Genomic DNA, 11,406 nt, shown 5'->3' with positions numbered 1-11,406 from the left:
GGCATCCGCCACTTCGTCGCCTGTTCATTTGGAGGCCGGCAGGGCATCCAATGATCTGGACATCATTGGGCTGGGCAAGCGGTACGCCAGCCAGCAGGCCAGCGGCGGCGTGTTGCAGGTGCTGGACAATATCAATCTGACTGTACCGGCTGGCCAGTTCGTGAGCATCGTGGGTGCCAGCGGTTGCGGCAAATCCACGCTGTTGCGGTTGATTCTGGGGCTGGATAGCGAATTTGAAGGACAGATACTGACCGGCGGGCAGGCGGTTGTCGGCACCAGCCGCGAGCGTGGCATTGTTTTTCAGGACCACCGCCTGTTTCCCTGGCTCACGGTGGCGCAGAATGTCGGGGTGGCATTACGCAATGCGCCTTTTAATGCGGCGCAAAAGCGTGATTTGATCGCGGAACATATTGCACTGGTTGGGCTGGAGGGGTTTGAGCAATCCTATCCTCATCAGATTTCCGGCGGCATGGCGCAGCGCGTGGCGATTGCGCGTGGACTGGTCAATCGTCCGCGCATCCTGTTGCTGGACGAGCCTTTTGGTGCGCTGGACGCCCTGACACGATCACGGTTGCAGGTTGAACTGCAGGATATCTGGCAGAAAGAGCAAATCACCATGCTGCTGGTCACGCATGATGTTGATGAAGCGGTGTTTCTGGGCGATCAGGTCGTGGTGATGCAGCCGCACCCGGGCCGCATCCGGCGCACGGTACCGGTAGACCTGCCGCGCCAGCGCAATCGCAGCGATCCGCGCTTCATCCAGTTGCGGGACGATGTGTTGAGTGATTTTCTGGACTTCGATCCTAACGAAGTTGACAAACCGGCCCGTGCCGTTACCTCCGGCCCATATCCCCGGTCACTGGCCGATCTGGCGATGGCCTGGTAATTTCTTTCTTTTATACGAGTCAATCCATGGGCAAACCCCTGAAGCAGATTAAGCTGGGTGCATTTCTGATGCAGACCGGTCACCATATTGCCGCCTGGCGGCACCCCGAGGCACAGGCCGATGCAGGAACCAATTTCGCGCATTATGCCGATCTCGCCCGGCGTGCCGAAGCGGCTAAATTCGATGCGATCTTCTTTGCCGATTCGGTTGGCGTACGCAGTTCGCATCTGCCGTTCCTGGCGCGTACCGCCAGGGCCGACCAACTGGAACCGCTGACCGTACTGCCGGCTCTGGCTGCATTGACTGAACGCATTGGTCTGATTGCCACCGCCTCCAGCACCTTCAATGAGCCCTATAATCTGGCGCGCAAGTTCGCAACGCTCGATTTGATCAGTGGCGGGCGGGCCGGATGGAATTTGGTGACCTCCAGCAGCGAAGCCGAGGCGCAGAACTTCAATTTCGAACAGCACCCCGCGCATAATGAGCGCTATGAGCGGGCGGCCGAGTTTCATGACGTGGTGGTGGGCTTGTGGGAAAGCTGGGGGGAGAATGCCCTGCTGCGCGATAAGGCGTCGGGCATTTTCTATGACACAGAAAAATTGCGGGTGCTGAATCATAAAGGCAAGCATTTTTCTGTGCGCGGACCGCTAAACGTGGCCCGTTCGCCGCAGGGCAGGCCGGTGGTGGTTCAGGCAGGCGCATCCGAAGCCGGTCGCGACCTGGCAGGGCGCACGGCAGAAGTCATTTTTGTTGCCCATCAGACCTTCGACGACGCCAGATCGTTCTATTCGGACATCAAGGACCGCGTACAACGCCATGGGCGTGAGGCGGATGATGTAAAAATCATGCCGGGCATCTTTCCCGTTGTAGGCCGCACGCTGGCCGAAGCCGAGGAAAAATTTGAGAAACTGCAAAGTCTGATCGATCCAGTTGTGGGCGTATCGCTTTTGTCCAATATGATCGGAGCCGATTTATCGGGCTACCCGGTGGATGGCCCGCTTCCCGATTTGCCCGCTACCAATGGCGGCAAGAGCCGTCAGCAATTGCTGGCAGATCTGGCGCATCGCGACAACCTGACCATCCGTGAGCTTTATCTGCGTATCTCAGGCGCGCGTGGCCATCAGCAGGTCGTGGGAACGCCCTCGCAAATTGCGGATCAGTTGCAGCAGTGGTTCGAAGAGGGCGGTGCCGATGGCTTCAATATCATGTCGCCGTGGCTGCCTGGGGGACTGGATGATTTCATTGAAGATGTGCTGCCGGAACTGCGTCGGCGCGGCCTGTTTCGCACAGAGTATGAAGGACGCACCTTGCGCGAGAATCTGGGATTGAAGCAGCCGCGTGGGTTGCTATAAATAACGTCCTCAGGGTTTGCCTTAGGCACGCTACGGATAATCCGTCTTTTCACGAATGCCCATATACGCCAGAATTACTCTCGTACACACTAAGGGGAGATGGTGATGGGAACAACATGTTTAAAAGACGGAATCGAACATTTGTGCTCGGTATTGCGCACATACTGGGTGGTGGTGTTGCTTGGGTGTGCAGTGTATGGAATGTCAGCATCAACATCTGCACTGGCGAACGGGAGCGTATCGCCGGGTCAGACATTTCAGCTGGCGCTCGAAGCACAGACAAACGGGCATTATGACGAGATGCTGACGTTGTTGCGATCCGCAGCAGGCGCCAATCATTTACCGGCACAGGAAATGCTTGGTATGGCCCTGCTGGTGGGCCCGACCCTTTATGGCGATGGCGTCAAAGCTGATCGCTGCGAAGCAGGGCAATGGATACGCCGGGCGCTTGCTCAGGGAAGTGACGTGGCACGATACCAATGGGCGTTTATGGGGCGGGTACGGCAAGCGCCGGCGGGGAGCGCGCCGTGTGATATTGTTGCGGGATAATCAGGGCGGGATTGCGCACTGTTCGGGTGAGGAGTTCATCATCGATCGGGCAGGCGCATCAACATGCGCATGCCGGGCTGACGGGACATTGCGGAGATTACCGGCTATATTCACCGCAAATTTTGCGGTGAATACGATGTGTAAACCGGAAAATCGATAGTTAGTTCGTTTGACCCGGCCAGGCGGCCATGGCCGTTTCTATTACTTTTTCAAGTACTGCACGCGGCACGCCATCGCGTACCTGTATGGCAAGGCCGTTCATCAGCGTGGCATAAAAACTGGCCAGTGCCGCCGTATCCACGGAGTCTGGTATTTCCTTTTCAGCCTGTGCTCTGCATAACCGCTGCAGGATGGCTTCGTCATTGCCCCGGCGCAGTCCCTTCAGAAAATCATCCACCTCGCGGTGTTCCTCGGCGCAATTGGTGGCACCCAGCACCACCAGGCAACCCTGCGGCGGGCGCGTATCGGTGGCGGGCCCCAGTGCCTCGCGCATCATTATTTCAATTGCCTTGCGCGCCGTTGGCTGCTCACGCAGGGCACGGGCGGTTGCACTGCCGTCATGACAGACGTAATACTGAACTGTTTCCCTGAATAAGCCTTCCTTGTTGCCGAACGCGTTGTAAAGGCTGGGCGCGGGGATACCCATGGCCGCTGTAAGGTCTGCCATGGATGTACCTTCGTAGCCATGCGCCTGAAACAGCTGCATGGCGGCGCGTAGAACAGCATCTCTGTCGAAGTTGCGGGGGCGGCCTCTGGTTACCATAATTAAATATTATAACGATTGTTCAAAAAATATGTTGACGCAGTGCATTATTCCAATTTAGGATTATATAACGATCATTAAAAAAGGAAATCGTTATGTCTCTGCTCTCAGGAAAAACAGCGCTGGTTACCGGCGGTTCACGTGGAATTGGCGCGGCCATTGTGCGTCACCTGGCAAGGGAAGGCGCCAGCGTTGCCTTCACCTATTCAAGCTCGGGCGCGGCGGCGCAGGCACTGGCGGCTGAGCTGGATGCGGCAAAAAGCACATCTACTGCGAGCTCACAATCGGCCCCGGCAACACTGGCCTTGCAGGTGGACAGCCTGGATCCCGTTGCTGTGCAGGAAGCGGTTTCCACAACCGCTGCGCATTTTGGCAAGCTGGATATTCTGGTGAATAACGCGGGTATTTTCGAATTGAAGCCAACCGGCGAGTTCACATTGGATGATTATGAGCGTCAGATGGGCGTGAACGCCCGTGCGGTTTTTGCCGCCATCCAGCGCGCGGCGCAGGTGATGACCGAAGGCGGACGCATTATCAATATCGGCAGCAATCTGGCTGAAAAAGTACCCAGTCCGGGTATGTCGCTTTACGCCATGAGCAAGGCTGCGGTGTGGGGGCTCACCAAAGGCGCAGCGCGCGATCTGGGGCCACGTGGTATCACAGTGAATATTATTCAGCCTGGTTCGACCGACACCGATATGAACCCGGCCAGCGGCCCTCATGCGGAAGGGCAGCGCGGCCTGCGTGCAATCGACAGTTTCAACAAGCCCGAAGAAATCGCTTCCATGGCTGTCTATCTGGCCAGCGATGCGGCACGCTCCATAACCGGCGCCAGCCTGCTGATTGATGGCGGCGCAAATGTCTAAGATTCAGGATCAACAAAACATGCCTGTTATTGTTTACTTTCTGGCGCTCGCCGTTTTTGCGCTGACCACGTCAGAGTTCATGGTGGCAGGCATGATGCCTTCTCTTGCCCATGCGCTGAATGTCTCGGTGTCTGAAGTGGGCTATCTGATTTCCTATTACGCGGGCGGCATGGTCATTGGCGGGCCTGTTCTGATGCTGGCTCTGTTGAACGTGTCACGCAAGCGCGCATTGCTGGTGCTTATCGGCGTGTATACCATCGGGCAATCGGTCGCCGCCGCTGCAACCACATATGAAATTATGGTGGTCGGGCGCATATTATGCGGTGTTGCTGCGTCGGCGTGTTTTGGTATTGCACTCGCTATTTGTGCCCAGATGGTGGCACCCGGCAAGGTGGCGCGCTCGGCCGCCATCGTGATCAGCGGTCTGATGTTTGCAACTGTGTTTGGTGTACCGGCAGCCACTGCTCTGGAGCAGGCGTTCGGCTGGCGTTTCGTATTCTGGCTGGTGGCGGCGATGACTGCAGCATCGGGAGTGCTGCTGGCCATCACATTGCCCGCCTCGCGGGTTGACCAGCGTACCAGTGCGCTGGCGGAACTGGTCGCATTGAAAAATGGTCGCTTATGGGCTGCCTATGGCACCAGTGCCCTGATCATCGGCGCAACCTTTGCTGCCTTCAGCTATTTTTCTCCTATCCTGCTGAACGTCAGTGGTTATGACGCTTCAACCATCCCTTTGTTGCTGATGCTTTATGGCGCTGCAACGGTGGTAGGCAACTTTATTGTGGGCCGACTGGCTGATCGCCACACCATGCAGGTTCTGTTCTGGGGTCAGGTGATACTTACTGCCGCTCTGGTTGCCTTCGCGATTTTGGGTCAACTGAAGCCTGTCGCTCTGGGTGCTTTGATACTGATCGGCCTGACCGGTGTGGCGCTGAATCCGGCCATGGTGGCGCGCGTGATCAAGTCTGCCAGTGCGAGTCCGTTGGTGAACACGGTACACGCATCGGTTATTAATATTGGGCTGTTTGCTGGATCTGCGCTGGGTGGTCTGGGCATCAGCCTGGATTTTGGTATGCGCGCCCCACTATGGGTGGGCGCGGGGCTGGCAGTGATTGGCGTGTTGAGTGTGGTGCCGTTGGTACTGAAGGAAAGGAGCGGTACGGAGACCGTGAAAGGGGTGGGGGCGTTACAGTCGGAGTGTGTATAACGTGCGCGACGGTAAGGAACATCTGATCAGGGTCACAATTGATTTTTGTACTTGGCCTGAAGACGACCGAATACGTCGCCTGCGTCTTTTTCATCTCCACTTTGCATGCCGATCGCGATAGACTGCTGAAGCTCGTTCTGTTTGACGTTGTTGCGGCGTTCCTGTTCTTCCAGCAGACGTAAACCGGCGTGCACGACTTCGGTGGCATTGTTATAACGGCCCGACTCTACCTGCTGGCGGATGAACAGTTCAAAATGGCTATCCAGGGCAATACGTGTCGGCATCATGACTTTACTATGATCAAAGAAAATACTCTTTTATTGTATTTTGCTCTGAACGCGCTCGGCAACCCTTATTCCGACACGAGCGAGCGTAGCCAAACGTCAACATCAGTCAACCGTAGTCACGCCTGAAGCCCTCTCAAGCTACAACCCCGCCAGCGCCGCATTAATGACCGCAAGCCCAGCAGGACTGTACTCCACTGTCAGTGCCTGCTGGCGCCCGGCCTCATCCATTTTAAGCAATGATTTCTGAATAATGCTCACAATCTTCTCTTCATTATCCAGTCGGAATGACTCGAACTGATATTGCAGGAACACCAGACACAGAGCGTTTTCCATCACCTGGACATCGGGATCCTGCTTGATGCCGCGCTTGAGGACGATCACGCGCACACGCTCGATGGTTGGCTCATCGTACTGCAGGTCGCGCAGTATGCCAGATGCCATATCCGCATGGTGTTGGGCCAGCGCTTTGCGCCAGGTCAGGTAGCCGATACGTCCTTCGGGATAGTCTCGTCGGGGGATCTGCCAGCGGCCGATATGCTGGCAGCGTGCAGCCAGCTTCAGGGGTTCAGGCGCATTTGGGGCGAGTTTCAGAACCCATTCGGTCAGTTTTTCCGCCAGAAACAACTCACGCGGCCACGCTTCACCCTCCCAGTTGAATGCGTTGGGGTCGGTCTTATTGACGGCGTCAAAGGCGCTGTATGCCTGGTCCAGGCTGGAGGGGGATGTCATGATCTGGTCTTTGGGTGTTGCTGTTGATAAGTATGGATTTGATCACATTGGTGATAATTATGCTATCAGTGTGTGATCGCGCGGGTACAGCGGTAGAGCACAAGGGTTAACAGCATTTGTACAATTTGAACTATATTGTGCTTTTCGTTGAGTCATTATACTTTGAAGCCGCCCAATCTGGATTGATGTGGGTATTGTGACGGTTCTATATTAAAGTACAGGAAATGTTCAATAGGGAAGTGAACGAGAGTTATGTTTCGTGATAATAACAAGCGTGCAATTTTCAGGTTAATCGCCATTTTGGCATTCTGCGGCTCGGCGGTCGTTTTTTCTTTAGGACTATATGACTATGGTCGCGGTTCTCAGCGGCTCGTGGAGTCTGTGCCCGTATGCGAGACAGAGTCGTGCCTCATTTTGCCAGCGAGGGCTGCTGGTAAGTTAATGGATATTTTCGATAACCGGTATACTGCGAAGGGCAATGCCGAAAATAGCAATACGTTGTGGCTTGGGATGGCGACCAACAATTTGTGTTTATTGCCGGAAAAATATCTCAGTCAATATAAAGCCGGTGAAGATTTAGTACAGGTTAATGACGTTTTTGCTGCAATTGGATTAGTAGATATTACCCGGGACAAAGATAGATGGCTGATTAAACCGGGCCGGGCCGTTGATTCAATTTCAGATAGATTAAGAAAAATGGCCGATCCATTTTTTGCTGATTTCAGTTGCTATAAGCCGTACTTCAGATTTTACAACTTTTTGATATTAGGTTTATTCTGGGTAGGCCTTTATACGTTACGAAAAGCCAGAGCTTTAGTCGACCAGCCTGGCAAATAAAAAAGGCGGAAATGCTGGCACCTTGGTGCTGTTCCATTCAATGTAGTAAGCGGTAACGCGATCAGCAGTGATGTTGAATAGCGCCCAGGCTTGAATACAAAGTGATTAAATGGACTTGTTAAGACAATCGCATATTCTTATGTTAGTGGTATCGTTGTGGATCATTGCAGAATCTACGGCGGGTAGCCTCATGCCGGTTAGTCAAAACTGCGTCCGGGAGTATCCGTTGGAAAGGGCCTCGGTTCCATCTTGGGAAATCAGGACAGTTGAACGTGTGTGGGGCGAGCCACTGAGTGAAGACCTCATTCTTGTAGGAGGCGTAGACGGCTATGGTTGGGCACGTGCCTGCCGTGTGTCCAGTGTTGCTGCCAACATTTTCGAAGGCGAATATCGTGACCAGACGATGCTGTATCGCGGACGCTTCCGGCTTGAAACCGAAGAAGGAAAGGCTGCCCCGGAAGATGCGCTGGCTCTCTTCTATGTCAGTCACTTCAGTTATCCCCATGGACTGATTCTCTATCCTGTCACTGAAGGACCGCCGCCAGTAAAAACGCTGCGCCTTGTGCCGATCGATACTGACGGCTTCAAGTTTCCGTCCACGGCGGATTAACGCAGCGAACCTGCCAGTTGAGCTTGCGGAACGCTACATTGGATGAATAACGACATCGTTGCAAGAGATAGAAAGATGAAACTAGACCAGATACTGTGCCATCCGCTGTTTCCGTTCACGGATTTTCGTACTAACGAGGTTTCTTTCAAGATGCTGGAGCGTTACTGGGCAGCCGCCGCCCAGGAGGCACTTGGGGAAGAAACCTGGGTGCAGTGTGTGCCATTACAGGCCGCTGATCAGGATAAAGAAAGCTGGGGTGATCCGTTGATGCTCGACTTCTGGATACCGGGACAACGGCGAGGCGCGAAGGTAACACTTCTCGAAAATACAGAGGATTTACCGGCTTGTCGCGACGTATCAGATAAACTGAACTGCTTTTCGTCGGTTCTAATCTATACAAGCCGTCGTGGAGTGACCGGTCCTGATGATGAAATTGACCAAATCTGTTTCCGCGCCGACATGAGTCAAGTCGCTCGATCAACTGTCATACAATTCTTGAATGCATTTTTGGTTCGTGGCATTGAAGTCGGGCAGGTCGAGCCTGATTATTATGATTTCTGTACGCGCACAGGCGAAGGGCCAAGCCGCTTGCAACTTCAGGCCTATTATGATGCACTGGATAAAAATGATGGGCCTGAATAATGCTCTGTGCGCAGAAGATCAACATCGCGTAACTCGCATCCTGCTTATTGGGTTGAAAGCGTTGCAACTCATGAAGTATGGAAACAATAAACTGGTAATGTATGCGTATAAATCTTACTGAAAATGAAATTCCAGACGCAAGTTGTGCCTATGACACTTTTCATTGCTTCTACTACAACGCCGAGGTGCAAGCATCTGGCGCAGAATCGCTTCCCTGGTTAACGCTTCGCGAAGACGCCAGGATCTATTTTAATGACAATGCCGGTGTCACTTTTGATGTCATTTGTAATGGGGCTGGGGTTATTTCAAGTATTGCGTTTCGGCAGAAACTGGTCCCGGGCGAATACTATCCTGAATTTGACAATCTTCTTCCTGTTCCGGCAAAGCGCTTGCTGGGCGCTGTTGCTCATCCCGACATTGAACAATACGAGATCGAATCGATTCGTCCATTACATCTGAAATCCACGATATATGGCGATGTGATTTTAGTTCTGATGGATGCGCTTTTACCAAAAAATTGGTACCCCATATCCAGTTCTGCATTTGTTGGTACCGATGAAGAAAACAACGCTACTGCATTCCTGTTTTTCAATATCGACTTTACGCCTCCTGAGTAATCTACTGTTATTGCGCTGCAAAATGCCAGTGGAATCGCGGTGTTGTTCGTGGAAATGAACCATCGGCGAATATTGCCGTCCGGATAGCGTCACAGCGCACAGCAAGCATATATGACCGTTTTTTTGCGTGTTTTTTTGATCCATGTAAATTACTTTTGACAGCACTACTTTTAGAATGCCCGCAAATAGTCATCACATTTGCAGGCAGCGATGGTGTATTGCTCAGTTCTAAAGTATCAAAATGGTCAGCCGCTAAGAAAGCGGAAAGGTTTCTACTCTTCACGCCGTTTGCGCCAAAGGCACTATATACACGACCGGCTGTGGCTGGGTTGTATGTTGATCCTGTTCAGCGGCCTAGGCGGTGGGACAGCTCAGGCGCAAACCCTGCGCGATAACAGGCTGGACGCCCAGCATATTCAACGACAACAGCAGCAACAGCAGCAATTTCTTCAAAGCCGCCTGCCGTCCGCAGAGGTCACCCCTCCTGTTTCCGACGTTCCCGTTGCGGACCGCACTCGTTACCCAGCAGAAACACCATGTTTCCCCATCAGCAGCGTTACCCTGGCCGGTGACTCGGCCGGGCGCTTTGCCTGGGCACTGGATGAGATCCTTGCCCGCGGGAGCGCGACAGATCAGTTGCCGTCGCCAATAGGTCAGTGTCTGGGTGCCCAGGGTATTGAGCTCTTGGCCAATCACGTTCAGAACCGTATTATGGCTGCCGGCTATATCACCAGTCGCGTGATGGTGCCGCCGCAAAACATCGGTAGCGGGCAACTGGTGTTATCGCTTCTTCCCGGTCGCGTTCAGGGCATTCGCTTTAGCGACACGTCAGATATCCGGGCACACCGCTGGAATGCGCTGCCGGTTTCCGAGGGCGATTTACTGAATATCCGCGATCTGGAACAGGGTCTGGAGAATTTCCGGCGCTTACCCACCGTTCAGGCTGATATTCAGATCGCGCCCGCGAGCGAGCCGGGGCAAAGCGACCTGATTATCAACTGGCAGCAGTCGCGCCCGATACGCCTGATGGCAACGTTCGACGATGCGGGCAGCAAGAGTACGGGGCGCTATCAGGGGAATCTGGCGTTCTCGCTGGATCATCTGTTTACACTGAACGATTTATTTTACGTTAGCCATACGCGCAGCCTTGGCTCATCGGCAGGTGGAGCGCGGCTGGCAAAAGACAGCACACTGCATTACTCGATTCCTTTTGGCTACTGGTTCTTCAGCGTGAACGGTTCCAGCTTTAACTATCGCCAGCCTGTGGCCGGCATCAATGAAAGCTATGTGTACAGTGGCCGCAGTCGCAGGCTGGATCTCACATTGAGCCGCCAGGCGTATCGGGATGCAAGAAGGAAATTCAGTGTCTATGTAAAAGCCTGGGCTCGTCAATCGCGCAATTTTATTGATGATGCGGAAATCGCGGTTCAGCACCGACGCATGGCCGGCTGGGAAGCGGGCTTCAATCATCGCGAATACATTGGCCAGGCAACGCTTGATCTGAACCTGTCCTACCGCCGCGGTACCGGCGCGGGTAACGCGCGTCGGGCGCCGGAAGAGCAGTACGACGAAGGCACATCGCGGCCACGTATCTGGCGTGCGTCGGTTCACGCCTCTGTACCGTTTGCCATCGGGCAGCAGCCTATCCGTTATACCGGCACCTGGCAGGCGCAATGGAACAAGACGCCGCTGATCGCACAGGATCAGTTCAGCATAGGCGGGCGGTATACCGTGCGTGGCTTCAGCGGAGAATATGTGCTCATGGCCGACCGGGGCTGGTTCCTGCGCAATGAGCTGGCCTTTCCGCTGAACCGACTGGGTCTTGCCGGGCACGAATTCTATGCCGGTGTAGATGCGGGTCACGTGAGCGGCCAGCATGCCAGCCGATTGCTGGGGCGTTCGCTGGTGGGGTCGGTTATCGGCCTTCGTGGCAGCCTGTTTAGCCATGTGCAATACGAATTCTTCCTGGGTAAGCCAATCAGCAAACCACGGGGTTTCAAAACGCCATCTGCCACGGGTGGCTTCAGTATCAGTTTTTCGATATAAGGCGGACGGCCATGG

At 54.2% G+C, this 11,406-nt stretch carries 13 protein-coding genes; 10 read left to right on the top strand and 3 right to left on the bottom strand.

Going from position 1 to position 11,406, the window contains the following annotated elements; translation table 11 throughout:
- Positions 1 to 28 precede the first annotated feature (28 nt).
- From MIM_RS18715 to MIM_RS18705, 3 genes are all read left to right on the top strand, one after another.
- Positions 29 to 886 carry an ABC transporter ATP-binding protein gene (locus MIM_RS18715; RefSeq protein WP_042071765.1) on the top strand — a complete coding sequence of 286 codons (858 nt, stop codon included), beginning with the start codon at positions 29 to 31 and terminating at the stop codon, positions 884 to 886.
- A gap of 26 nt (positions 887 to 912) precedes the next feature.
- The gene (locus MIM_RS18710; RefSeq protein WP_025374292.1) at positions 913 to 2,238 is read left to right on the top strand and encodes an LLM class flavin-dependent oxidoreductase; all 1,326 of its coding nucleotides are present in this window, start codon (positions 913 to 915) and stop codon (positions 2,236 to 2,238) included.
- 201 nt (positions 2,239 to 2,439) lie between these two features.
- Positions 2,440 to 2,787: an SEL1-like repeat protein gene (locus MIM_RS18705; protein ID WP_025374291.1), complete on the top strand. Its 348-nt coding sequence runs from the start codon at positions 2,440 to 2,442 to the stop codon at positions 2,785 to 2,787.
- Positions 2,788 to 2,947: 160 nt separating this feature from the next.
- Here the strand turns inward: MIM_RS18705 and MIM_RS18700 are convergent, their stop codons facing one another.
- Complete coding sequence (locus MIM_RS18700) at positions 2,948 to 3,493, bottom strand: TetR/AcrR family transcriptional regulator (protein ID WP_245592770.1); 546 nt, start codon at positions 3,491 to 3,493, stop codon at positions 2,948 to 2,950.
- A 152-nt stretch (positions 3,494 to 3,645) separates the two neighbouring features.
- Here MIM_RS18700 and MIM_RS18695 point away from each other — a divergent pair, with 152 nt between their 5' ends.
- Both MIM_RS18695 and MIM_RS18690 read left to right on the top strand, forming a co-directional pair.
- Positions 3,646 to 4,416 (top strand): SDR family NAD(P)-dependent oxidoreductase, encoded by a 771-nt coding sequence (locus tag MIM_RS18695; RefSeq protein ID WP_025374289.1) that lies wholly within the window; start codon positions 3,646 to 3,648, stop codon positions 4,414 to 4,416.
- Between the two features lie 19 nt (positions 4,417 to 4,435).
- Positions 4,436 to 5,623, top strand: a complete 1,188-nt coding sequence (locus MIM_RS18690) for an MFS transporter (RefSeq protein WP_025374288.1) — start codon at positions 4,436 to 4,438, stop codon at positions 5,621 to 5,623.
- Between the two features lie 32 nt (positions 5,624 to 5,655).
- Here the strand turns inward: MIM_RS18690 and MIM_RS18685 are convergent, their stop codons facing one another.
- Entirely contained in the window at positions 5,656 to 5,910 is a 255-nt protein-coding gene (locus MIM_RS18685) for a type II toxin-antitoxin system ParD family antitoxin (protein WP_322786658.1), read from the bottom strand.
- Positions 5,911 to 6,048: 138 nt separating this feature from the next.
- Entirely contained in the window at positions 6,049 to 6,639 is a 591-nt protein-coding gene (locus MIM_RS18680) for a DUF4202 domain-containing protein (RefSeq protein WP_025374286.1), read from the bottom strand.
- 252 nt (positions 6,640 to 6,891) lie between these two features.
- Between MIM_RS18680 and MIM_RS18675 the strand changes: the two genes are divergently transcribed.
- From MIM_RS18675 to MIM_RS18655, 5 genes are all read left to right on the top strand, one after another.
- Entirely contained in the window at positions 6,892 to 7,476 is a 585-nt protein-coding gene (locus tag MIM_RS18675; RefSeq protein ID WP_025374285.1) for a hypothetical protein, read from the top strand.
- A 139-nt stretch (positions 7,477 to 7,615) separates the two neighbouring features.
- Entirely contained in the window at positions 7,616 to 8,086 is a 471-nt protein-coding gene (locus MIM_RS18670; RefSeq protein WP_158318754.1) for a hypothetical protein, read from the top strand.
- A 42-nt stretch (positions 8,087 to 8,128) separates the two neighbouring features.
- The gene (locus tag MIM_RS18665; RefSeq protein ID WP_144084688.1) at positions 8,129 to 8,728 is read left to right on the top strand and encodes a hypothetical protein; all 600 of its coding nucleotides are present in this window, start codon (positions 8,129 to 8,131) and stop codon (positions 8,726 to 8,728) included.
- Positions 8,729 to 8,829: 101 nt separating this feature from the next.
- Positions 8,830 to 9,345: a hypothetical protein gene (locus MIM_RS18660; protein ID WP_025374282.1), complete on the top strand. Its 516-nt coding sequence runs from the start codon at positions 8,830 to 8,832 to the stop codon at positions 9,343 to 9,345.
- Between the two features lie 333 nt (positions 9,346 to 9,678).
- The gene (locus MIM_RS18655) at positions 9,679 to 11,391 is read left to right on the top strand and encodes a ShlB/FhaC/HecB family hemolysin secretion/activation protein (protein WP_042070554.1); all 1,713 of its coding nucleotides are present in this window, start codon (positions 9,679 to 9,681) and stop codon (positions 11,389 to 11,391) included.
- The last annotated feature ends 15 nt before the right edge of the window (positions 11,392 to 11,406 follow it).

The organism is Advenella mimigardefordensis DPN7 (assembly GCF_000521505.1).
In the GTDB taxonomy this organism is placed as follows: domain Bacteria; phylum Pseudomonadota; class Gammaproteobacteria; order Burkholderiales; family Burkholderiaceae_B; genus Advenella; species Advenella mimigardefordensis.
The sequence above is the reverse complement of the archived record's forward strand: the minus strand, read 5'-3'. Positions and strand labels throughout refer to the sequence as shown.